The following is a 23,479-nucleotide window of genomic DNA, read 5'->3' as shown; positions in this document are numbered from 1 at the left end:
TGGCGGTGGCCGAGCCTCGGGCCAGGACGCTCTGGCGACCTGGGCAGGCAAACGCTGCCGGTCGCTGAGTGCGACCCGTGCCGGCGGGTCCAGCGCGCCGATCCGGTGCTGCAAACCTGGGCGTGGCTGCACCGGGGCCTGGGTAGATCTGCTCCGTTCTGCCTCCCGGACAACAATCAATAGATTGGTGATGCTTGAACCAATTTGCGTCTACGGTCGAAATGTGGAGTCAGCAGGAGGTCGACGCCCTCGACGTCAGGCGTTCACTCTGGTCGGTTTGCCGCAAACGTGGTCAAGGAAGAAATGGGCTATCGTTCTTGCCGCCAGCGTGACGTTGATGATGGCACTGGGCTGCTGCTTTGGGGGCGTTCAGGTACTAAAATCCGAATCTACGAAAACCGGATATACAAGCAGTAATCGGCCAAGTCCTTCGTCCGAGTCTCCCAAGGTTGGCGCTAGTTCAGTGGGCAGTTCACCAGCTGATTCGAGTCCGGCGCCGCACGTTTCGCCCCAGAGGTCCAAGTCGGCGGTGGTGCCACATACGACAACCCAGCGCCGTGAGGATTCCGTAGCGCTGCGGGAGATATTCCTCCTCGATGTGCCCGAATTTCAGCCGCCTTGGGCCAATCGCGTTAAATCACTCGTGCTAGTCGAGGAGTACCAAGACGGGTCTCTGGTCAAGATTGCGACAGTCGAAGCCCACACCGACCTCGCAATTGATCAGGAAGGCTATGACATCGCCCAGCCGGTATGTCGTTATGTCATTACCCATTACATAACGGATAGCCCGCTGACGACGCCAATTGTCGAAATCTACGGAGCGAACGACATTCCAATGATGGGCCGCTATCCATCCGATGCGACCGGGCTCTTCTGTAACAAGAAATTCTGATTCGGACTAAATTAATCCATAATGGACTCGGCGTGAGTTCCTGAAGGCAATCGAGCCCTCCGGCCAACGCCACGTTCGGGACACCTCCGGGGCCGGGGTCGCGGTCGCCCATGGTCTGGCTGGCAATCCGACGGGTAGGTTGTCGATGCAGAGCCAGATCGGCAGGATGGACGAACCTACCGCCGAAAGATTCGTCCACGAAGTGGTCTACAGGGGATATTTCGAAGCTCGTTCAGTCAAGGACGATGAGGTCGACGGACCTCATGGCGAGGAGCGCCGTGACCAAGCAGGGAAAACCCGAGATGACCCCGGACTGGTCCGCAGTCGATGACCTGATCGCCAATCGCGAAGACACACTTGACCGGCTCCGCGAGTACTTCGGCGAGGTCGACTGGCGGGAAAAGAAGTCCGGGTACACCGGGGCATGGTTCGAGCGCTTCGATCGTGGCGGGGACCGGTCGGAGGTCAAGGATCGCTTCACTTCGGCGGACATGATCGCGGTGTCCATGCTGTCGATCATCGTGCCCGCCCGTGCGGCCTGGCTGCTCATTGACGATCCCGGCGGTACGTTCACCCAGCTTCTTGCGCAGATCCCGACGGACATCGAACTGGTCGATGTCGACGCACCGGGTGCCGACCCGATGTCGGCGTGCCACGAGCTATGGACGCAGGCTCGACGCCTCCGCGGAGTTGGTCCTACCACTGCGTCGAAGCTCCTCGCACGCAAACGACCTCACCTACTGCCAGTTCAGGACTCTGTCGTTCTTGCGGCGCTCGGCAGTCCCGACATCGTGTGGGAACCGCTACGACAGAAACTCCGAGCAGGTCTTCACGGCCAGCTCGTGGAGCTCGGCGTCGAGGCGGGAGTTCCGGACAAGATCAGTGCCTTGCGGGTGTTGGATGTGGCCTTGTGGATGACTTACCGACCCGGAACGGACAGTGGTCCGAGGGCGTGATCGGTTCGCCCTTTGTCATTCCGTGTGCCGTGCCACCCCGCTCGTCGCGAGTTCAAGCCTACGTGGCATTGGTTCAAGTCGGCGGCTCGCAGTTGGCGCACGTCCGACGCGGTATTGACGACCGCTGCCGAAACGTAGAGGGTGGTGGGGTATTCATCATTCACCCTGGCCGGCGAGTGAAGGGTTGCCTGTGACACGTTTCGTGCTCAATGGCGCGTCGATGGACGTGGATGCCCGGGAGGTCGCCAGGAGGCTGCGGGATGAGGTGCCTGAGGTCGTGCGGGAGCACGGTGTGTGGGTGGAAGGCGTCCTGTTTCCGGTGAAGCAGGCGTTCGAGGCCGGCTGCGGAGTACCTCGGGGCCAGTTCACGAGCCACACCGCTCGCCGCCATCTCAAGGCACTGGGCTTCGATATCCTCAACGGCGCGGGTGTGCCCGATGGTCGACTGGCAGCTTCGACAGATGCGCGCGCTGACCGTCCCGCGCCGGTGGTGCGAGTTGCCAGCGAGTGGCCCTGGGAGGGAAGTGTCCAAGGGTTGTTCGCCGTGTTCCTGCGGCAGCACGGCTGGACTGTCACGTCGATGGCCGACACCGCGTCCAAGGCCCGTGGTGTCGATCTCCTCGGGCACAAGGGGCCACGGCATCTGGGCGCGGAGGTCAAGGGCTGGCCGTCGGACGACTACGCCGATCCCCGCCGCGTCGCGGAGGTCAAACGGACCCGGCCCAGCACACAGGCGGGTCACTGGTTCAGTCAGGCCATGTTCAAGGCGATCATGCTGTTGGACACGCACCCCGGTCACGAATCACTTATGGTCCTGCCCGACTTTCCGCGCTACCGCGACCTCGCGGTCCGTACCCGTACCGGACGAGAGCTGACGATGATCCACGTGGTGCTGGTAGACCGCGAAGGCCAGATCGCCACGGAAACCTGGTCGCCTTGAACGACCCGGCTCGTCCCGAGAACGTCACCAACCGCCAGGTGGAAGACGCCGCTGTCGCCTTCGTCCTGGCCTGGGAAGCCGCGCGAGGGCGGACCGCGCACGACACCCGTGGCCGTGGTGCGGCCGGTGATGTCGCCAGCGGGTCTCGGACGATCGAGGTGAAGGCTTACGGCCGGGCCGCCCGGGGCCAGGACCTGTGGCTTGAGGTACGCCAGGTCGAGGAAGCGGCCGGCAATCCTGACTTCTGGCTCTATGTAGTTGAGAACATTCGCCAGGGCGATCCCGAGAAGTTCCGGCTGCTCGAGATCGGAGGCGAAGCGCTCCGGTCGCTGTTGGCTCGGGCGGTCGAGCGTCGGTATTTCACAGTTCCCTGGCCCGTGGCCGTCTACGACGAACTCGCCCGAGAGCAGCACTCCCCGTAGCAAGGGCTGAGGTGGTCATGAGGGAGCGACCCCGTGAGGTCCCACTGAGTTGTGTCACGTGCTCGCCGAATCGCCGCCGTACCGCAACCCATTCATGGACAGTCACTTGGCATACACGATGATGCCCCGTCAGCGCCACGAGCCGGGCGGACTGGTGCAGGACATGAAGAAGGGCGTCGACCTGATGGACGACGCCCTTCACATCACAACATGTACGTCGCACTTACCGTCAGTTGTATACCGGCGATATGTCGGTATTGCGGTTCTGGGTCGTGCCCCGGCAGGGCTCGTACTTGCGCCTCGGGGCATCAAAAAATTTTGAGGCTATCCCGTGACGCAGGTCACTGCTCGCCCCGTGGACTACGGCAAATCAAAAACGGCCGTGACGGTGAGTTGATCACCGTTCACGGACCGTTGTTGTAGATCTGCAGTGTGCCCCCGGCAGGATTCGAACCTGCGCTCCTGCTTCTTAGGGGCGCCGCTGTCCGCCCGAGCCGCCGGCAGTGCGGCCTGACCGGGCCGCCCGGCGGTGCTGTCTGACCGGGCCGTGAGGCCGGATCAGGCCGCAGTGCCGGACCGGGGCGGGAGGCCGCGCGGTCCGATCCTGACCACAGGGCCGCGCGGCCTGATCCCGGACGGCCGGGCCGTGTGTCCCCGGCCACGCCCGGCACGTAAACCCGGTGAACCCCGCCCGGGCGACCGCCTATCCTGGGGCGGACATGGGAACGCCACCGGAAACACCCCGCCCCGCCGACCTGCTGAAGCGGCTGCCCGAGCTGATGCTCGGCGACCAGCGTCGGCTGGGTCGCCGGCTCGACGCCGCCCGCCGTGACCAGGGCCGGCTCCCGCAGATCGCCGCTGACCTGGCCACGGCCGAGGAGCGGGTCGCCCGGCGTCGGGCGGCGGTGCCGACGATCACGTATCCCGAGGCGTTGCCAGTCAGCCAGAAGAAGGACGATCTGCTCGCGGCGATCCGCGATCACCAGGTGGTCATCGTGGCCGGTGAGACGGGTTCGGGGAAGACCACCCAGTTGCCGAAGATCTGTCTGGAGCTCGGCCGGGGGGTCCGGGGCCTGATCGGGCACACCCAGCCGCGCCGGTTGGCCGCGCGGACGGTCGCCGACCGGATCGCCGAGGAGTTGGGCACGGAGCTGGGCGGGGCCATCGGGTTCAAGGTCCGCTTCACCGACCATGTCCGCGACACGACCCTGGTCAAGCTGATGACGGACGGCATCCTGCTCGCGGAGTTGCAGAACGACCGCAAGCTGGAGCAGTACGACACGCTGATCATCGACGAGGCGCACGAGCGCAGCCTGAACATCGACTTCATTCTCGGGTACCTCAAACAGCTCCTGCCCCAGCGGCCGGACCTGAAGGTGATCATCACGTCGGCGACGATCGACCCGGAGCGGTTCGCGGCGCACTTCGACGACGCGCCGATCATCGAGGTGTCGGGCCGCACGTTCCCGGTGGAGGTGCGTTACAACCCGATCGAGGACGAGGACTCCGACCAGACGTCGGCGATCGCCGACGCGGTGGAGGAGTTGCAGGCGGAGGGGCCGGGCGACATCCTGGTGTTCCTCAGCGGCGAGCGGGAGATCCGCGACACGGCCGACGCGCTGAACAAGCTCAAGCTGCGTGGCACGGAGGTGCTGCCGCTCTACGCCAGGCTCAGTGTCGCCGAGCAGCACCGGGTGTTCGCCCCGCACGCCGGTCGCCGGGTGGTGCTGGCGACGAACGTGGCGGAGACGTCGCTGACGGTGCCGGGGATCAAGTACGTGATCGACCCGGGGACGGCGCGGATCTCCCGGTACAGCCACCGGTTGAAGGTGCAGCGCCTGCCGATCGAGGCGGTGTCGCAGGCGTCGGCGAATCAGCGCAAGGGCCGCTGCGGGCGTACGTCGGACGGCATCTGCATCCGGTTGTACTCGGAGGAGGACTTCGAGTCGCGGCCCGAGTTCACCGATCCGGAGATCCTGCGCACGAACCTGGCGTCGGTCATTTTGCAGATGACGTCGATCGGGCTGGGCGACATCGCGGCGTTCCCGTTCCTGGAGCCGCCGGATAAGCGCAACATCGCCGACGGCGTGCAGCTCCTGGAGGAGTTGGGCGCGCTCGACGGCGACGGGCTGACCCCGATGGGTCGCAAGCTCGCCCAGTTGCCGGTGGACCCGCGGTTGGCCCGGATGGTGATCGAGGCCGACAAGCACGGTTGTGTCAGCGAGGTCATGGTGATCGCCGCGGCATTGTCCATCCAGGACCCGCGCGAACGGCCGGCGGAGCACCAGATGGCGGCCACGGAGAAGCATTCCCGGTTCGTGGACAAGTCCTCGGACTTCGCGTCGTTCCTGGCGCTGTGGAAGTACCTGCTGGAGCAGCAGAAGGAGCTGTCGAGCAACCAGTTCCGCCGGATGTGCCGCACGGAGTTCCTCAACTATCTGCGGGTCCGCGAGTGGCAGGACATCTACAGCCAGCTCCGCCAGGTCGCCAAGACCCTGAACCTTCCGTTGAACACCGCGCCGGCCGCCGCGCAGGGGATCCACCTGTCCCTGCTCAGCGGCCTGTTGTCGCACATCGGGCTGTTCGACGCGGCCAAGCGGGAGTACACCGGCGCGCGGGGCGCGAAGTTCTCGATCTTCCCCGGCTCGGCGCTGTTCAAGACGCCGCCGCGCTGGGTGATGTCCGCCGAGCTGGTGGAGACGTCGAAGCTGTGGGGCCGGATCAACGCGAAGATCGAGCCCGAGTGGGTCGAGCCCCTCGCCCCGCACCTGGTGAAGCGCAGCTACTCCGAGCCGCACTGGGAGAAGAAGCAGGCTGCGGTGATGGCGTATGAGAAGGTCACGCTGTACGGCGTGCCGATCGTCGCCCAGCGCAAGGTCAACTACGGCCGGATCGCCCCGTCGGTGGCCCGGGAGTTGTTCATCCGGCACGCGCTGGTCGAGGGGGACTGGAACACCCACCACGCGTTCTTCCAGGAGAACCGCGACCTCCTTGAGGAGGTCGAGGAGCTGGAGAACCGGGCCCGCCGCCGCGACATCCTGGTCGACGACGAGACCCTGTACCAGTTCTACGGCGAGCGGGTCGCCAAGGAGTGCGTCTCCGGCCGGCACTTCGACTCGTGGTGGAAGAAGACGAAACGGGAGCAGCCCGACCTGCTCAGCTTCTCCAAGGCGATGCTGATCAACGAGGGTCGCGGGGCGCTGAGCCCCACCGACTACCCGGACGTGATCGACGGCATGGCGCTGACCTACCAGTTCGAGCCGGGGGCCGACGCCGACGGGGTCACGGTGCACGTGCCGCTGGGCCGGTTGTCGACGCTGACGGCCGGGATCTTCGACTGGCAGATCCCGGGCCTGCGCCAGGACCTGGTCACGGCCCTGATCAAGTCGCTGCCGAAGGTGGTCCGGCGCAACTTCGTGCCGGCCCCCGACTACGCCGCCGCCGCGCTCGAGCGGCTCACTCCCGGCACGGAGCCGCTGCTCGACGGCCTGGAGCGCGAGCTGCGCCGCTACAGCGGTGGGCACCAGATCGGGCGCGCCGACTGGGACCTGTCGCGGGTGCCGGACCATTTGAAGATCACGTATCGGGTACTCGACGACAAGGGCGCCACCCTCGCCGAGGGCAAGGACCTCGCGGCCCTGCAACAGCAGCTCAAGCCCAAGGTGCAACAGGAGTTGGCCACTGCGGGCAGCTCCATCGAGCGGCGCGGCGTGAGGTCGTGGGACCTGGGCGATCTGCCCCAGGTGATCCAGCGCAACCTCGGTGGCTATCCGGTGAGCGCGTACCCGGCCCTGGTGGACGCGGGCGACTCGGTGGCCGTGAAGGTCTTCGAGAATCAGGCGGAGGCGGCGGCGGCCATGGTCGTCGGTACCCGTCGGCTGTTGTTGTTGACGATCTCCTCCCCGGTGAAGCCGGTGCTGGCCCGGCTGTCCAACCAGGCGAAACTCGCCTTGTCGCGTTACCCGGGCGGGCGGGCCACCGACATGTTCGACGACTGCGCGAGCTGCGCCGTGGACGCGCTCGTCGAGCAGGCCGGCGGCCCGGCGTGGACGGCCGACGGGTTCGCCAAGCTCCGCGACCACGTGCGCGGCTCGCTGTCTGACGTCGTGTACAACGTGATCACCCATGTGCAGCTCGTGCTCGCCGCCGCGCACACCGTCGAGGGCCGGTTGAAGGCCCCGGCGGACCTCGGGGCGCTGGCCGACATGCGCCGGCAGTTGTCCGGCCTGGTCTTTCCCGGGTTCGTGGCGGCGGCCGGAGGCCGGCAGGTGCCGCACCTGCCGCGCTACCTCAAGGGCATCGAGCAGCGTCTGGACAAGCTGCCGACCAACGGGGCCCGCGACAAGCAGTGGACGGCGTCGGTGCAGGAGGTGGAGGCGGAGTACCGCCAGCTCGTCACCGAGGTGCCGCCGAGCCCGGAGCTGACCCGGATCCGGTGGATGATCGAGGAGCTGCGGGTGAGCTACTTCGCGCAGAGCCTGGGCACCGCGTACCCGGTGTCGGAGAAGCGGATCTACAAGGCGATGGACGAGCTGTAGTAATTCGCAAGTTCGGGCAATACGGGTGCATCCCCCGAGGCAGGCTATGTGATGGCAAACATCGCCTATCCGGAGGTTACGCCCAATGCAACCCATCGCCAGAATCCTGCTGACCGGGGCCGTGGTGGCCTCGGCCGTCGCCGTCGGTGGCCAACCCGCCATGGCCGGGGGCGACAGTCACATCGTGCTGCCGGGCCAGTCGATCCAGGCCGCCGTGGACGCCGCGCATCCCGGCGACACCATCCAGTTGTTGCCCGGGACGTACGACGGTGGCGTGCGGGTCGCCAAGCCCGGGATCACGATCCAGGGCGCGGACGGGGCCACGGTGCTCCGTCCCGGCGGCACCAATCACTGCCTGGCCGACGCGGGCCCGAGCGGGATCTGCGTCATCGGCGTGCACGGCGTCACGGTCCGGGCGCTGGGCGTCGAGGGCTTCGACGCGTTCGGGGTCATCGGCTTCCAGACCGACGCGCTGCACGTCACCGCCGTGCACGCGGTGGACAACGGCGAGTACGGCATCACCGAGTTCGAGTCCACCCGGGGCGAGTTCGTCGGCAACTGGGTGAGCGGCACGAGGGAGGACGCCGGCCTCTATGTCGGCGACATCGCCGACGCGCACGGCACCAAGGTCGTCGGCAACCACACGTCGGGCAACGCGCTGGGCGTCCTCGTCCGGCACGCGCACAACGTGACCGTCTCCGGCAACTTCGCCGACGGCAACTGCACCGGTATCGCCCTGGTGGACGACGGCCAGGCCGGCGGCCAGGGCGACAACCGGGTCACCGCCAACATCGTCACCGCCAACAACCGGTTCTGTCCGCCGAGCCCGGACGGCGTCCCGCCGCTGCAGGGCGCTGGGATCATCCTCGTCGGCGGCCAGCGCAACGAGGTGTCGGCCAACAAGGTCGACGACAACCTGGGCGGCCCGGTCCCGTTCCCGGGCGGCATCCTGCTCGTCCCGGGCGTCACAGCGGCCGGAGGCCCCGGCGCGCCGGCCGCCCACAACCTGATCAAGGCCAATGTGGCGCACGGCAACCTGCCGGCGGACCTGATCAACCACAGCGGCAGCGGCTCGAACGTGTTCGAGGCGAACGTGTGCGGCACCTCGCAGCCCGCTGGGCTGTGCGTCTGACCCTTTCCCCGCTCGTCCGCCGAGGAGTCGCCGGTGCGGCCCGGCTCGTCCACTCGCCTATTCGGAGGTAGCTTCCAGATGCAACGTTTAGCCAGAGCCCTTGTGGCCGGGGCCGTCGTGGCCTCGGCCATAGCCCTCGGCGCACAGCCGGCCATGGCCGATGACAGTCAGATCGTGCCGCCCGGCGGCTCGATCCAGGCCGCAGTCGACGCCGCGCTCCCGGGCGGTTCCATCCAGTTGCTGCCCGGGACGTACGCGGGGGGCGTCACGGTCACCAAGCCGGGGATCACGATCCGCGGCGCGGGCCCGGAGACCGTGATCGCGCCGGCGGGTGCGAACGCCTGCGCCGCCACCGGCATGTTCCCGCCGACCGGGATCTGCGTGTTCGGCGCACCCGGGCACCCGGTGCACGGCGTGACCGTCGAGTCGTTGACCGTCCGGGACTTCACGGTCGGGGTGTTCGGCATCCTCACCGACCGGTTGACGGTCCGTACGGTGTACGCGGTCGACAACGAGGATTACGGCGTCGCGGAGTTCGAGTCCACTCGGGGCGAGTTCGTCGGCGACTGGATTTCCGGCTCGGGCGGGGAGGCCGGCCTGTACGTGGGCGACTCCGCTGACGCGCACGGCACCAGGGTCGAGGGCAACCACGTCACGGGCAGCGCGGTCGGGACGTTCGTCCGGCACTCCCACCACGTCATCGTCAAGGGGAACTTCTTGGAGGGTGACTGCACGGGCATCGTCCTCCTAGACGATGGTCAGGCCGGTGGCCAGGGGGACAACGAGGTGTCGGCCAACATCGTGCGGGACAACAACGTGTACTGCCCGCCGAACGGCGAGGGCGCGCCGCCGTTGCAGGGCACGGGCATCGCGTTGGTCGGAGGCCAGCACAACCAGGTGTCGGCCAACATCGTCGATGACAACCGGGGCGGCCCGGGGCCGATCCCGGGTGGGATCGTGCTGATCCCGGGGCTGACCGCGACCGGCGGGTTCGGCGGCGCGCCGGCCGCCCACAACACGATCTCCGCCAATGTGGCGCACGGCAACGTGCCGGCGGACATCGTGGACCACAGCGGCAGTGCCTCGAACGTGTTCGCGGCCAACGTCTGTGACACCTCGCAGCCGGGCGGGCTGTGCGTGCACGCGTGACCGCGACCGTCGGCCCCGGACCATCAGGTGGTCCGGGGCCGACGTGCGTCCCGGAGAGCCCCGGCGTCGCCGCCAGGATGTAAGAGCGGAGTTCGGGATCGCGTTGGTCGGTGGTCGGGTGTTGGTCACCGCTGTCGGGCGATGGCCGAAACCTGTTGGTACCTGTTGGTAGTGGATATAACGAAGCAGTGTTGAGGTGGACTCAGGCGGCCTGGCGGGGCGCCGCGAGCTGGAGGGCGTCGACCAGGGCGTGTTGCACCGGGTACGACCCGGGCAGCGCCCAGTTCACCGTCCCCGGGGACACCTCCCAGCGCACCCTGCCCGCCGGGTACCTGGTGGGCGGCGCCGGCACCCAGGAGCCCTTCCCGTGCAGGACTATGTCCAGCTGGCGGTCCAGTTCGGGGCGTAGCGGCTCGCCGCCGGCGACGAAGAGCATCCACCGGCCCGACGGCGCGACGCTGATCGGGGCGCGGGGTCCGTGTTCGGCGAGGATCTGGGCGGCCAGGGCGCCGAGATACGCCGGAACCTCCAGGACGTCGAAGCCCATCCCGGTCGGCAACAGGACGTTGAACGGCGACCTGTACCACCAAGTGGCGATCCGGTCGGGGTCGGCCGTTGGTCGCAGTTGCGCGCCGAGGTCATCGTGCGCGGGGTGGCATTTGATGGTCGGGCAGCTGGTCGTGCCGCAGTCGAACTTGTCCCCCGCCAGGTACGCCCCAGGTAGGACATTCCACCCATGTCGGGCGTATAACACGGCGGAGCGTCGGAGAAGTGTTCGAATCACCGGTCTCGGCACAGGATTCCACGTCATGGCGGCTGTTCCTCCGTCGTCACTTCTTCGCGCGGTGCTCGTTGGCCCGAATAGAACTCGGTACATGAAGAAGTTACTTGTACCTCTGCGTAGCGCAACAGACACAGTGTGCGATCTCTGGACGAGGAGGCAAAGAGATGGCCGTGGATGAGCTGCCCATCGGACGTCGGGTGGCGTACTGGCGCCTCCGCCGCAACTTGTCCCAACAAGTGTTCGCGGACCGGCTGGGCAAATCGAAGAGCTGGGTCGACAAGGTGGAGCGCGGGGTGCGCAGGCTGGACAAGTTCTCCGTCCTGTACGACATCGCCGAGGTCCTCCAGGTCGACGTCCAGCTCCTGATGGGCAAGGACCCCGCCCGCAAGCCCGACAGCGCGAACTGCATCGACCAGGTCGAGGTCGAGGAGATCCGCTCGTCGCTGGAGTGCTACGACAGCATCAGCCCGTTTCTCAGCCCTGTCGGGTTCGGCGAACCGCCGCCCGTAGGCGAGCTGGAGAAGTCCGTCAACCACGCGTGGAACACCTTCCAGCACGTGCGGTACGGCATCCTCGCCCGGCTGCTGCCCCGCCTGATCAACGACGCCCAGGCCGCCGACCGCGCGTACCGGGGCCGGGCCGAGGAGAGCCAGGCCGCCTCGCTGCTGGCCCAGGTGTACATGATCTCCTCCTCGGCGCTGCGCAAACTCGGCGAGCACGAGCTGTGCTGGCTCGCCGCCGACCGGGCCATCAACGTCGCCCAGCGCGCCGGCGACCCGCTGCTGACCGGCATCGCCTCCATGCGGGTCGCCAACGCGCTGCGCTCCCTCGGCCGGCACCAGCCGGCGCTGGAACTCAACGTGTCCGTCGCCAACCATCTCGCCCCGTCGACGGAGGCCGAGGCCACCCCCGACCGGCTCAGCGTCTTCGGCATCCTGCTCCTGCAGGGGGCCATGGCCGCCGCGCACCTCGGCGACAACGCCGCCGTCAAGGAGCTGCTCGACCAGGCCGAGGAGACCGCGGCGCTGTTAGGGCACGACGACAACCGGTACTGGACCAGCTTCGGCCCCACCAACGTCAAACTGCACCGGGCCGCAGCGGCCGTCGAGATGGGCGAGGGCAAGCTCGCAGCCCACGTGCACGCCAGTATCGACATGACGGCGTTTGAGGGGCTGCTCACCGAGCGCCGGGCCAACCACCTGATCGACCTGGCTCGCGGGCACACCCAGTACGGGGCGCTGGACAGCGCGGCGACCATGCTCCTGGAGGCCAACGAGCTGGCCCCGTCGGAGGTGCTGTGCCGGCCGCAGGCCCAGGAGGTCGCCAGCGAGGTCGTCCGGCGCAACCGGGGCAACGTGCCCACCCAGCTCGTCGAGCTCGTGGACCACATGGGAGTAGCCGCGTGAACACCCTCTATGTCATCGCCTGCGGCTCGCCGCTCGCGGCCGGGGTCGGCCGGCTGGTCGCGTTGGCCCAGGCCGACGGCTGGGACGTGTGCGTGATCGCCACCCCGGACGGCACCAAGTTCATCGACACCGACGCGCTGGTGCTGCAGACGGGGCATCCGGTGCGCAGCACGTACAAGAATCCCGACGACCCGGACGTGCTCCCCGAGCCCGACGCCGTGATCGTCGCCCCGGCGACCGTGAACACGATCAACAAGTGGGCGGCCGGGATCTGCGACACCCTCGCGCTGGGCCTGATCGTGGAGGCCATCGGGCTCGGGCTGCCGATCGTCACCATGCCGTTCTCCAACCGCGCGCACGCCGCGCATCCGGCGTTCGGGGAGAGCCTGCGCCGCCTGGAGAGCTGGGGCGTACGGGTGTTGTGGGACACCCCCGGCCACCGCCCGCACGAGCCCCGGCACGGCGGGCACCTCGTGGACTCCTTCCCGTGGCACCTGGCGATGGAGGGCCTGCCCCGGCGAGCCGCGTTATCGCACGCGTGAGGACCCGGTAGCCTCGCCGCGGTGAACCTCTCGGACCTCCTCGCACTCCTCGACACGTGGTACCCGCCGGCCTGGGCGGAGGACTGGGACCGCGTCGGCCTGGTCGTCGGCGACCCCGAGTACTTCGTGCACCGCGTCCACCTCACCGTCGACTGCGTGCCGGAGACCATCGCCGAGGCCATCGACGCCGGGGCCCAGCTGATCGTCGCCCACCACCCCCTGCTGCTGCGGGGCGTGTCCAGCGTCGCGGCGACCACGTTCAAGGGCCGCATCGTCCGGGACCTGATCCGCGCGGGCGTCGCCCTGCACGTCGTGCACACCAACGGCGACGTCGCCAACCCTGGGGTGTCCGACTCCCTCGCCGACCGGCTCGGCCTGACGAACCTGCGCCCCCTGGTCCCGGCGACGGGCGCTGCGGCCGGCGGTGGCCGTGGGATCGGCCGGATCGGGGAACTCGCCGAGGACATGACCCTCGCCGAGTTCGCCGAGCACGCCAACAGTGTGCTCCCCACCACCTCCTGGGGGGTACGGGCGGGCGGGGACCCCGACCGGATCGTCCGCACGGTTGCGGTCTCCGGCGGCGCGGGGGACAGTTACCTGATGGCGGCCACCACGGCCGGTGTCGACGCCTTCCTCACCTCCGACCTGCGCCACCACCCCGCCAGCGAACACCTGGCGGCCGGCGGCCCGGCACTGCTGGACGCGGCACACTGGGCCACCGAGCGCCCGTGGCTCGACGACCTGGCCCGCCGGATGCGAGATGAGGCCGGAGTAGATACCGTCGTGTCTGACGCCGTGACCGACCCGTGGAACGTTTGAGGAGCCCAACCAGTGAAGGTCGACCCGTTCGTACAGCTCCGTGTGCTTGATCTGCAGGCGGTCGACACTGCCCTCAACCAGCTCGCGCACCGGCGCAAGAACCTGCCGGAGCACGCCGAGCTGGACAAGGTCGCCACCGACCTGCGCCAGATCGTCGACGAGCGGGCCAACGCCCAGGCCGAGGTCGACGACCTGGACCGCGACATCCGGCGCTTCGAGGCCGACATCGACCAGGTCCGCCAGCGCGCCCAGCGCAACCAGGCCCGGCTCGACTCCGGCCAGGGCGCGGCCAAGGAACTCGAGGCCCTCCAGCACGAGCTGGTCTCCCTCGGCCGCCGGCAGGGCGAGCTGGAGGACTCCGAGCTCGAACTGATGGAAAAGCGAGAGGCCGCCGCGGCCGTCGTCGCCGGCATCGCCGGCCGGGTCGAGGCGCTGCAGGCCGCCCAGGCGGCCGCCGAGGCCAGCCGGGACAAGGCCCTGGCCGAGATCGCCGCCGAGGAGGAGCGCCGCCGCGCATCCCGGGGCCCGATCGTGCTGAACCTGCCGGCTGACTTCGTCGCGCTGTACGAGAAGATCCGCGACTCCAGCGGCGGCATCGGGGCGGCCATGCTCCGCCAGCGCCGCTGCGAGGGCTGCCGCCTGGAGCTGTCTGGCGGCGCGCTCGCCGAGGTGCGCGCCACCAAGCCCGACGAGGTCGTCCGGTGCGAGGAGTGCCGGCGGATCCTGGTCCGGACCGGCGAGTCGGGCCTGTAGCCGTGCGGGTCGTGGTCGAGGCGGACGGCGGCTCGCGGGGCAACCCCGGGCCTGCCGGCTACGGCGCTGTGGTCCTCGACCCCGCCACCGGTGCGGTGCTCGCCGAGCGGGCGGAGTCGTTGGGCGTCGCGACGAACAACGTCGCGGAGTACTCGGGCCTGATCGCCGGCCTGCGCGCCGCGGGTGAGCTCGGCGCGCGCCAGGTGGATGTCCGGATGGACTCCAAGCTCGTCGTCGAGCAGATGTCGGGGCGGTGGCAGATCAAGAACGAGGGGCTGCGGCCCCTGGCCCGGGAGGCGTCCGCGCTCGCCCGGGGTTTTGACAAGGTCACCTACCAGTGGATCCCTCGGGCCCAGAACGGCCGGGCCGACGCCCTGGCCAACAAGGCGATGGATGGCACCCCGGTGTCGACCAACGCGGCGTCTGAGGCGCACGCGTCTGAGACTCCCGTCCCCGGTGGTTGGGTGCCGCGCGTGGAGGCCCCGACCCGGCTGATCCTGGTGCGGCACGGAGAGACGGCGCTGACGACGGAGAAGAAGTACTCGGGGCGCGGCGACGTGCCGCTGACCGAGCGAGGACAGGCCCAGGCGCGGGCGGCCGCCGGCCGGGTCGGCCTGATCGCCGACGACGTGGCCGCGATCGTGTGCTCGCCGTTGACCAGGACCCGGCAGACGGCCGCGGCGATCGCCGACCGGTACGCGCGGCGGGTCACGGTCGAGCCGGACCTGATCGAGTGCGACTTCGGCATCTGGGAGGGCCTGACCTTCGCCGAGGTGTCCGACCGGTGGCCGGCCGAGCTGACCGCGTGGCTGGGCTCGACGATGCTCGCGCCGCCGGAGGGGGAGTCCTTCGACGAGGTCGCCCTGCGGGTGCGGGCGGTGGTGACCCGGCTGCGGGAGAAGTACGCGGGCAAGACCGTCGTCGTGGTCAGCCACGTGAGCCCGATCAAGGTGGTGCTGCGCGAGGCGCTCGACGGCGGGCCGGGTTTCCTGCACCGGATGAACCTGGACCCGGCGGGGGTGTCGCTGATCGACTCGTGGCCCGACGGGGGCGTGTCCGTCCGCCTGGTGAACGACACCTCGCACCTCGCCCGGATCTGACCTTCGCGTCCCGGGCCGCTCCGGCAGCGGCCCGGCACGGTCACCCCTTGGTGGCCGTGCCGGAGAACCCTGCGGAGCCGAATAATTAACAGAGATTCGCGCGCTGTCAGTTAACGCTTCGACGGCCGTCCGTCGCGCATTGCGGAATCGGCGCCACTGCGCGAGTTAACAGTTAATTCTTTGTCGGTGCGAATATGGCGCACGCCAAGGAAGCCGGGCCTAGTCGCGGGCATCAGAGGGCCCAGGTTCTCACTCAATGTCATCTCACGGCCTGGCGGTGAACGGGCTGCCGCAGGCGTGCCAGGACCACACTCCGCACTGAAATAGCAGGTGAAGACCTGTTTCTCTGCGGTCATCCATCGGCGCGACCCGCCGCACGGGACGTCACCTGTAGTGATGGATGCCCGAAACCCTAACGATGACTTAAGTGGCATTGACTGCCTGCAATGGCGTGGGTAGCTTCGGCCTCACCTGGGTTCCAGCAATGCGCCCACGTCAAGAAAGTCACTTCGTCACCCCTCAGAAATTCGGCACCACGGCCCGTCGTCCGCGACCGGCGTCGGGTCCGGAACGAAGGAGCAGTCGTGAAACTTCCCCATCGGATACTGACCGTGGGCGGTGCCCTGGCCCTCGTGGCCACGGCCGCCGGCACGGCCGCGGCCGTCACCGCCCCGGCCCCCGAGTTGGCGGCCCCGACCGCGGCGGCGGCGTACGCGTCGGCGATGCAGTCCACCGCATCGCTCGTCGCCAGCCGGCCCTCCTACCTGCTCGCCAGCGCGGACGACAGCTTCGTCCAGCACCCGGCGATCTCCTCGCAGGGCAGCCAGTACGTGGCCTACGAGCGCACGTACAAGGGCCTCAAGGTCACCGGTGGTGACTTCGTCCTGGTCACCAACAACACCGGGCAGCTCCAGTTCGCCTCGGTCGCCCAGGACCACGCGATCGGCAACCTGTCGATCACCCCGAAGCTGACCCAGGCCGCGGCCGAGGCCGTCGCCAAGACCAAGCTGTCCTCGGCCAAGGTGGAGGGCTCCGCGCTGGTCGTGTACGCGCTCGGCGCCACCCCCCGGCTGGCCTGGGAGACCACGGTCAACGGCAAGGGCACCGAGGGCTACAGCCGCCAGACCGTCGACGTCGACGCGCTCACCGGCACGGTGCTGCACACCCAGGAGCACGTGGCGCACGGCACCGGCAACTCCGCCTACGACGGCCCGAGCGTGCCGCTGGCCACCACCCAGTCGGGCAGCACCTTCTCGATGACGGACCCGACGATCACCAACCTGTCCTGCCAGGACGCGGCGAACAACACCACGTTCACCGGCCCGGACGACAACTGGGGCAACGGCACGGCCACCAACAAGGAAACCGTCTGCGTCGACGCCCTGTTCGCGGCGCAGACCGAGGCGAAGATGCTGACCCAGTGGCTGGGTCGTAACGGCATGGACGGCTCCGGTGGCGCGTGGCCGATCCGGGTCGGCCTGGCGGACCTCAACGCCTACTACGACGGCAGCCAGGTCCAGATCGGGCACAACCAGGCCAACGGGTGGATCGGCTCGCTCGACGTGGTGGCGCACGAGATGGGCCACGGCATCGACGACCACACCGGGGGCGGCATCTCCGGCAACGGCACCCAGGAGTGGATCGCCGACATGTTCGGCGCGGCCACCGAGGCCTACGCGAACGAGCCGGCCCCGTACGACGTGCCGGACTGGACCGTCGGCGAGGAGATCGACCTGGTCGGCCAGGGCCCGATCCGCAACATGGCCAACCCGTCGCTGGTCAGTAACGCCCCGAACTGCTACTCCAGCTCGATCCCCAACGGCGAGGTGCACGCCAGCGCCGGTCCGGGTAACCACTGGGGCTACCTGCTCTCCCAGGGCAACGCCCCGGCCGGCGGCCCGGCGAGCCCGACCTGCAACAACTCCACGCACGCCGGGATCGGCATCCAGAAGACGATGAAGATCCTCTACAACGCGATGCTGATGAAGACCTCGGGCGCCTCGTACCTCAAGTACCGCACCTGGACGCTGCAGGCCGCCAAGAACCTCTACGGCGCGACCGGCTGCACCGAGTTCAACGCGGTCAAGGCCGCGTGGGACGCGGTCAGCGTTCCGGCCCAGGCCGGCGACCCGACCTGCACCGGCGGCGGCACCCCGTCGCCGACCCCGAGCCAGACGTCGAGCCCGACCCCGAGCCCGTCGGCGACCCCGACGGCCAGCCCGACCGTCAGCCCGAAGCCGACCACCAGCCCGACCGTCAGCCCGACACCGACCTCGGGCACCTGCTCCGGCCAGAAGCTCGGCAACCCCGGCTTCGAGACCGGCTCGGCCGCACCGTGGACCGCCACCTCCGGCGTGATCGACAACGGCACCTCCGAGCCCGCACACGGCGGTAGCTGGAAGGCGTGGCTTGACGGCTACGGCTCCAGCCACACCGACACGGTGTCGCAGTCGGTGAGCATCCCGGCCGGTTGCAAGGCCACGCTCAGCTTCTACCTGCACATCGACACCTCCGAGTCCGGCTCCGTGGCCTACGACAAGCTCACGGTGACCGCCGGCTCGACCACCCTGGCGACGTACTCGAACGTCAACGCCGCCGCCGGTTACGTCCTGCGGACCTTCGACGTCTCGTCGCTGGCCGGGCAGACCGTGACCATCAAGTTCAACGGCGTCGAGGACTCCTCCCTGGAGACCTCGTTCGTCGTCGACGACGCCGCCCTGACCCTCAGCTAAGGGCGACACCGCAACACCGCACCACGGCGGGCGCTCCGGGAATTCCCACCCGGGGCGCCCGCCCTCGTCCGCGTAGCAGGCACCGGACCCGACCCGGGACGCGCTGACCCGTCACCGACGGTCATTCCTACCCGGCGTCGGGATAACTCGGGGTAACGGGCTGACCGTTCGGCGCGCTACGGCAGCCGTTCGGCGTGTTGGGGACTCCCCCGAACGGTCAGAACAAGCTACTGTGCGCGGGCACATGATCCAGGTCACCCGAGGAGCCAGGATGCCCGCCCCCGACCCCGCGCCCCGGCGCACCGATCGAAGTCCCTGGAACTGGCTGCTGCTGGTCCCGATCGTTCTCCCACTGCTGACTTTCGTCTACAACGCGGACTCGCCGCGCCTTCTTGGTTTTCCCCGGTTCTACTGGCTGCAGCTCGCCTTCATCATTGTGGGCGTCTCGGGCACGACGTTGGTGTACCGGATGGGTAAGAGGTCATGACATACAAGTGGACACAACTGATCATCTTCGCTGTCCTCTTCCTGCTGGTCAGCGGCATGGGCTTCGTCGCGTCCCGGTGGCGTCGCCCCCAGACCATGGAACACCTCGACGAGTGGGGCCTGGGCGGACGTAGCTTCGGCTCCTGGGTGAGCTGGTTCCTGATCGGCGGCGACCTGTACACCGCCTACACGTTCGTGGCGGTACCGGCCCTGGTGTTCGGGGCCGGCGCGATGGGGTTCTTCGCGGTCCCGTACACCGTCGTGGTCTATCCCCTGGTCTTCCTGGTCCTGATCCGCCTGTGGTCGGTCTCGCACCGGCACGGCTACGTCACCCCCGCCGACTTCGTGCGCGGCCGGTTCGGCTCCCCGGCGCTGGCCCTGGTCGTCGCGGTCACCGGCATCGTCGCCACCATGCCCTACATCGCGCTCCAGCTCGTCGGCATCGAGGCCGTCCTGAAGTCGATGGGCGTCAAGGGCCACCTGCCGATCATCATCGCCTTCGCGATCCTGGCCGCCTACACCTACAAGTCGGGCCTGCGTGCCCCGGCGCTGATCGCGTTCGTCAAGGACACCCTGATCTACCTGGTCATCATCGTGGCCGTCATCTACATCCCCTACAAGCTCGGCGGCTGGGGCACGATCTTCGACGCCGCGCAGGCCAAGTACGCCAAGACGGCCAACCCCAACGACGGCATCCTGCTGAACTCGAACAACCAGCTCCAGTACGTCACTTTGGCGTTCGGCTCGGCCCTGGCCCTGTTCCTCTACCCGCACTCGGTGACCGGCGTCCTGGCCAGCCGCAACCGCGACGTCATCAAACGCAACATGTCAGCCCTGCCCGCATACAGCCTGCTCCTCGGCCTCATCGCGCTGCTGGGCTTCATGGCCGTCGCCGCGAAGGTCACCCCGATCGGCACCGACACGAACACGATCGTCCCGCAGCTGTTCGACAAGATGTTCCCCGACTGGTTCGTCGGCATCGCGTTCGCCGCGATCGGCATCGGCGCGTTGGTCCCGGCCGCGATCATGTCGATCGCCGCGGCGAACCTGTTCACCCGCAACATCTACAAGGAGTACCTGCACCCGGCGGCCACGCCCCGCCAGGAGGCCACAGTCAGCAAGGTGACGTCCCTGGTCGTCAAGGTCGGCGCGGTGCTGTGCATCCTGCTCCTCGACCCGCAGTTCTCCATCGACCTGCAGCTCATTGGCGGCGTGATCATCCTGCAGACGCTGCCGGCCGTGGCGCTGGGCCTCTACACCCGGTGGTTGCACCGGTACGCGCTGATCGCCGGCTGGGCCGTGGGCCTGGGCTTCGGCCTGTGGATGCTGTACCAGATCCCGAACGCCGCGACGAAGAAGTTGCACTTCGGCGGCTCGGCGTTCCCGCTGGAGAAGTTCGGCTTCGACACAAAGATGACGGTGTACGTCGGCCTCGTCGCCGTCGCCGCCAACCTGCTCGTCGTCGTGCTGGCGACGATGCTGTTCCGGGCGCTGGGCACCCCGAACGGCATCGACCACACGCACCCGACGGACTACACCTCGAACGAGGGGGACCCGAGGCCGGCGGTGGAGGACTCCAAGCCCGACGCGCTGACGGCCCTGATCAACGGGGAGGGCACCACGCGGCGCGCGTGAACTATGGGGTGGTGGGTTCCTTGCGATCAGCGGAACTGCCGCCCTGGCGGCACGGTCACGGAGCGGCAGGTCCCGCCGCTCCGTGACCGGCTATCCGGAGCCGGTCATCCTGCCTGCCAACCCGCGATTCCTCCGAGGCGGTGCGGGCTGAGCCGCTCAGCGGCGAAGTTGGTCAGCCGGCGATCGTGGCCCTGATCAGCCACAGGCGGCCAACAGCTGACCGCGAGCCATGGCGCCGGGGAGCGGCCATCCGCTGACCATGGGCTGGGCCACCGAGTAGCGGCCAGCCGCTTAACCTGGCGCGGGTCAGCGGATGAACAGCCAGGCGGCGATCGCGACGCCGAAGACGACGACGAAGGCACGGAGGACTTTCGCGGGGACCCTGCGGGCCAGCCGCGCGCCCAGGTAGCCGCCGATCACCGTCGCAGGCAGCAGGAGCGCCACCGCGCCCCAGTGCACATGCGCGAACACCCCGAAGATGACGGCCGTCGTCAGGCCCGTCGAGGCGGAGATGACGTTCTTCAGGGCATTGATCCTGGTCAGCTTGTCGGCGAGCGTGAGCGACAGGCCGGCGAGGAGCATGACGCCGACGGCCGCGCCGAAGTACCCGGCGTAGGTGGACAGCGCGAAGACCGTGAGATGCACGACCGCCGGGTGCGTCTCTCTCGCCTCTTTTCTGGGTACCAGCAGAGCCAGGCTCGCCGCCAACACCAGAAACGGCACCACGGCCTCGAAGGCACTCTCCGGGGTGTTGAGCAGGATCGCGCAGCCGGTCGCGGCACCCGCCAGGGCGGTCGGGATCAGCCGCAGCGCCCGGGAGCGGTCCAGGTCCTTCCAGCTTCCAGCCACGCTGGCGATGTACCCGCCGGTGGCCGCGATCGAATTCGACACGTTCGCGGTGACCGGAGGGAGCCCGGCGGCGATCAGCGCCGGGAACGTGATCAGTGAACCGCCGCCGGCGATGGCGTTCACCGCGCCGGCGGCCAGGCCCGCTGTGAGCAGGAGCGGGACGTTCACGAGGTCAGGACCGCGTGCAGGGCGCGCATCGAGCGGATCGCCGAGCGGACTTCCTGGAGGTAGTTGGCCGGGGTGAACGGGAGTGCGGTGGGCGCGAGTCCGACGGTGTCGATGCCGCAGCCGTACTCCAGGCCCAGGATTCGCAGGGCGTCGCAGTGTTGGAGAGGGACGTAGGCGGTGGAGGTGACGAGGAGGAGGTCGCCGGTGGGGGAGTAGTTCTCGGCCCAGTAGCGGTAGGTGTCTGCGGTGTTGGCGCGCCGGCCGGGGACGCTGGAGGGGGCGGCGACGACGGTGTAACTGGCCGGACCGGTCTCGCTGGTGTAGCGGTGGACATGCTCCGTGACCTCAACGGGTTCGCCCAGCCCGAAGGCGAGGCGCATCCCGGCGTCCATCGCGTCGAACTCCGTCACCGGCTCGCCGAGCCCCAGCCTGGTCGCGAGGGACCTCTCGACGTCGGTGAGCGGCCGGAAACTGCCGAGGGCGGTGACGTCGCCGGTGGTCACCTGGGTGCTCAGGCGTGCCGCGTACTCCGGACGCTGAATGCATGCCCGGATCAGACCCCCCAGTACCAGAAAATGCGTGTAGGTCTGGTTCTTCGGGGCTTCCTCGTCCACCAGACCGAGTGCCCGGCAGGACGCCATGATCAGGTTCGTCATGTTTGGGTCGAAGTCCTTCACGCGGGCCAGGTGGCGCTCCTGGCCGGCGCGGAAGTCCCACACGCCCTGGGAGAAGACGTCGAGGTCGGAGAGGATCTTCGCCAGGGAACCGGTCGGCCAGGCGCCACCGAACGCCCGGACCAGGTCCCTGAGCGGCCGCGACGTGACCCACGCCTCGATCTGGCCGACGTCGGCGCTGCTCGGCAGGGGGATCTTCATATCCACTAGGCTAGGGGTACGGCGGACGAGTCGGCCGGGCGGTCGCGTGTGCCTTTCGGGGCACCCGAGGAACGTCCGGGCTCCACAGGGCAGGGTGGTTGTTAACGGCAACCCGGGGTGACCCGCGGGACAGTGCCACAGAGAACAGACCGCCCCGGCCTCGGTCGGGGTAAGGGTGAAACGGTGGGGTAAGAGCCCACCAGCGCCCCAGGTGACTGGGGCGGCTAGGTAAACCCCACCCGGAGCAAGGTCAAAAGGGCCCTCGGGCCTGCGTGAGCGTTTGAGGGCTGCCCGCCCGAGCTCGCGGGTAGACCGCTAGAGCCCATCGGCGACGGTGGGCGTAGATGGATGGCCGCCAGGCGGGACTTCGGTCCCGGGCTACAGAACCCGGCGTACAGGCCGACTCGTCCGTCGCCTCCCAGCTCACAGCCTTGGATCAAGGCTGTGAGCTGGCTGTATTCACGGTATTCATGGTCGACATTGGGCGTTGCTGGGCGACGTTTGACCCCCTGTGGCCCCCCGGGGAGCGGTACGGCCCCCCACAGACCCCCCCCAGAGATCGACTTTGGCGGAATCGTGAGCCGAGGGCACGGAGAAAAAATCAAAAGCGATTCACGGGATGCCTGCGGGACCGTTCATGGCTGTCTAGGTCCGCCGAGATTGAAGAGTGCGCGCAAGCCGCCAATTGCCACCATTGCGAGCCCTGCGATCATGACCAACGAACTCAGGCTGGCCAGGAATGTCCATGGCTGACTGTTGGACGGATTGATCGTCGGGTTCGTGAAGATGAGAGTGAAAGCCAGCCCGACAACGAGGGTCAGTAGGCCCCGCACCATCAGCCGCTTTGCCCGTCCGTACGGTCCAAGCGGATGCGAGTCGCCCTTCGTATGAGCGCCCATGAGGCTTAGTATGCGCGCCCGTATGTGTTGCCGGTTGCTATTGGACATCATCTGACGGCCTAGATGCTGTCTGCTTTCCACAGGCCAGAGATGCCCTCTTCGATTGACTCCATGCGACCGGCAGGCATTTGGCGAGCAGTCGTTCTCGCCGACTCACCGTTCGTAGACCTACGGCCTGCATCCAGCGGCGAGCATGCCGGGACCGCCACCACAACGGTTGACCTCCCCGATGCGTGCGTTGCCCTCGATGGTCGGGACGCCGTCGGAGCGGGCACGCGAGGGACCACCCCACTCGGTTTTGAAGAGACAGCGACACCTCGCCAACCAGCAAGCCCCCCTGATCTGCCGTGACAACTCACGACAGGTCAGGGGGGCTTCGTCGTGCGCCGTCCGGGCGGTCGG

The 23,479-nt window shown here is 68.3% G+C and carries 18 protein-coding genes and 1 other RNA gene; 16 read left to right on the top strand and 3 right to left on the bottom strand.

Annotated elements, in window-relative coordinates:
• Positions 1 to 529: 529 nt before the first annotated feature.
• The 7 genes from IW245_RS22605 (at position 530) to IW245_RS22575 (ending at position 10,029) form a co-directional block, all read left to right on the top strand.
• Positions 530 to 892 (top strand): hypothetical protein, encoded by a 363-nt coding sequence (locus IW245_RS22605; RefSeq protein ID WP_197005174.1) that lies wholly within the window; start codon positions 530 to 532, stop codon positions 890 to 892.
• A gap of 278 nt (positions 893 to 1,170) precedes the next feature.
• Positions 1,171 to 1,848 (top strand): DUF6308 family protein, encoded by a 678-nt coding sequence (locus IW245_RS22600; RefSeq protein WP_197005173.1) that lies wholly within the window; start codon positions 1,171 to 1,173, stop codon positions 1,846 to 1,848.
• 190 nt (positions 1,849 to 2,038) lie between these two features.
• Positions 2,039 to 2,788 (top strand): hypothetical protein, encoded by a 750-nt coding sequence (locus IW245_RS22595; protein WP_197005172.1) that lies wholly within the window; start codon positions 2,039 to 2,041, stop codon positions 2,786 to 2,788.
• On the top strand, positions 2,785 to 3,210 hold the full coding sequence (locus IW245_RS22590) for a protein NO VEIN domain-containing protein (RefSeq protein WP_197005171.1): 426 nt from the start codon (positions 2,785 to 2,787) through the stop codon (positions 3,208 to 3,210). Before IW245_RS22595 ends, IW245_RS22590 begins: the two co-directional genes overlap by 4 nt.
• 719 nt (positions 3,211 to 3,929) lie before the next feature.
• On the top strand, positions 3,930 to 7,748 hold the full coding sequence (hrpA, locus tag IW245_RS22585; RefSeq protein WP_197005170.1) for an ATP-dependent RNA helicase HrpA: 3,819 nt from the start codon (positions 3,930 to 3,932) through the stop codon (positions 7,746 to 7,748).
• 85 nt (positions 7,749 to 7,833) lie between these two features.
• Complete coding sequence (locus IW245_RS22580; RefSeq protein ID WP_197005169.1) at positions 7,834 to 8,880, top strand: right-handed parallel beta-helix repeat-containing protein; 1,047 nt, start codon at positions 7,834 to 7,836, stop codon at positions 8,878 to 8,880.
• Positions 8,881 to 9,033: 153 nt separating this feature from the next.
• Positions 9,034 to 10,029 (top strand): right-handed parallel beta-helix repeat-containing protein, encoded by a 996-nt coding sequence (locus tag IW245_RS22575; protein WP_197005168.1) that lies wholly within the window; start codon positions 9,034 to 9,036, stop codon positions 10,027 to 10,029.
• 202 nt (positions 10,030 to 10,231) lie between these two features.
• Here the strand turns inward: IW245_RS22575 and IW245_RS22570 are convergent, their stop codons facing one another.
• Entirely contained in the window at positions 10,232 to 10,783 is a 552-nt protein-coding gene (locus IW245_RS22570; RefSeq protein WP_197005167.1) for a bifunctional DNA primase/polymerase, read from the bottom strand.
• 200 nt (positions 10,784 to 10,983) lie between these two features.
• Between IW245_RS22570 and IW245_RS22565 the strand changes: the two genes are divergently transcribed.
• The 8 genes from IW245_RS22565 to mctP all read left to right on the top strand — a co-directional run bounded on the left by IW245_RS22565 (position 10,984) and on the right by mctP (position 20,286).
• Complete coding sequence (locus tag IW245_RS22565; protein ID WP_197005166.1) at positions 10,984 to 12,219, top strand: helix-turn-helix domain-containing protein; 1,236 nt, start codon at positions 10,984 to 10,986, stop codon at positions 12,217 to 12,219.
• Positions 12,216 to 12,761: a flavoprotein gene (locus tag IW245_RS22560; protein WP_197005165.1), complete on the top strand. Its 546-nt coding sequence runs from the start codon at positions 12,216 to 12,218 to the stop codon at positions 12,759 to 12,761. The genes IW245_RS22565 and IW245_RS22560 overlap by 4 nt, the downstream gene beginning before the upstream one ends.
• A 21-nt stretch (positions 12,762 to 12,782) precedes the next feature.
• Complete coding sequence (locus IW245_RS22555; RefSeq protein ID WP_197005164.1) at positions 12,783 to 13,580, top strand: Nif3-like dinuclear metal center hexameric protein; 798 nt, start codon at positions 12,783 to 12,785, stop codon at positions 13,578 to 13,580.
• A gap of 12 nt (positions 13,581 to 13,592) precedes the next feature.
• Complete coding sequence (locus IW245_RS22550; RefSeq protein ID WP_197005163.1) at positions 13,593 to 14,333, top strand: zinc ribbon domain-containing protein; 741 nt, start codon at positions 13,593 to 13,595, stop codon at positions 14,331 to 14,333.
• 2 nt (positions 14,334 to 14,335) lie between these two features.
• Positions 14,336 to 15,433, top strand: coding sequence for a bifunctional RNase H/acid phosphatase (locus IW245_RS22545; protein WP_197005162.1), 1,098 nt, complete (start codon positions 14,336 to 14,338; stop codon positions 15,431 to 15,433).
• Between the two features lie 584 nt (positions 15,434 to 16,017).
• Positions 16,018 to 18,165 (top strand): M4 family metallopeptidase, encoded by a 2,148-nt coding sequence (locus tag IW245_RS22540; RefSeq protein ID WP_307788906.1) that lies wholly within the window; start codon positions 16,018 to 16,020, stop codon positions 18,163 to 18,165.
• A 271-nt stretch (positions 18,166 to 18,436) separates the two neighbouring features.
• Entirely contained in the window at positions 18,437 to 18,652 is a 216-nt protein-coding gene (locus tag IW245_RS22535; RefSeq protein WP_197008633.1) for a DUF3311 domain-containing protein, read from the top strand.
• On the top strand, positions 18,649 to 20,286 hold the full coding sequence (gene mctP / locus IW245_RS22530; RefSeq protein ID WP_197005160.1) for a monocarboxylate uptake permease MctP: 1,638 nt from the start codon (positions 18,649 to 18,651) through the stop codon (positions 20,284 to 20,286). Before IW245_RS22535 ends, mctP begins: the two co-directional genes overlap by 4 nt.
• 306 nt (positions 20,287 to 20,592) lie before the next feature.
• Here the strand turns inward: mctP and IW245_RS22525 are convergent, their stop codons facing one another.
• Both IW245_RS22525 and IW245_RS22520 read right to left on the bottom strand, forming a co-directional pair.
• A complete protein-coding gene (locus IW245_RS22525) occupies positions 20,593 to 21,303 on the bottom strand; it encodes a sulfite exporter TauE/SafE family protein (RefSeq protein ID WP_197005159.1) in 711 nt (236 codons plus the stop codon).
• A complete protein-coding gene (locus tag IW245_RS22520; RefSeq protein WP_197005158.1) occupies positions 21,300 to 22,178 on the bottom strand; it encodes a hypothetical protein in 879 nt (292 codons plus the stop codon). The genes IW245_RS22525 and IW245_RS22520 overlap by 4 nt, the downstream gene beginning before the upstream one ends.
• Positions 22,179 to 22,204: 26 nt before the next feature.
• Between IW245_RS22520 and rnpB the strand changes: the two genes are divergently transcribed.
• An RNA gene (gene rnpB / locus IW245_RS22515) (RNase P RNA component class A) lies at positions 22,205 to 22,589 on the top strand.
• The last annotated feature ends 890 nt before the right edge of the window (positions 22,590 to 23,479 follow it).

This window comes from Longispora fulva (assembly GCF_015751905.1).
GTDB lineage: Bacteria > Actinomycetota > Actinomycetes > Mycobacteriales > Micromonosporaceae > Longispora > Longispora fulva.
This window is presented reverse-complemented; position numbering and strand designations above follow the sequence as displayed.

Bases quoted from the DNA above. Each gene is read 5' to 3' on its own strand.
- hrpA (WP_197005170.1), top strand. From the start codon at position 3,930: ATGGGAACGCCACCGGAAACACCCCGCCCCGCCGACCTGCTGAAGCGG.
- IW245_RS22580 (WP_197005169.1), top strand. From the start codon at position 7,834: ATGCAACCCATCGCCAGAATCCTGCTGACCGGGGCCGTGGTGGCCTCG.
- IW245_RS22575 (WP_197005168.1), top strand. From the start codon at position 9,034: ATGGCCGATGACAGTCAGATCGTGCCGCCCGGCGGCTCGATCCAGGCC.
- IW245_RS22535 (WP_197008633.1), top strand. From the start codon at position 18,437: ATGCCCGCCCCCGACCCCGCGCCCCGGCGCACCGATCGAAGTCCCTGG.
- mctP (WP_197005160.1), top strand. From the start codon at position 18,649: ATGACATACAAGTGGACACAACTGATCATCTTCGCTGTCCTCTTCCTG.
- IW245_RS22520 (WP_197005158.1), bottom strand. From the start codon at position 22,178: ATGAAGATCCCCCTGCCGAGCAGCGCCGACGTCGGCCAGATCGAGGCG.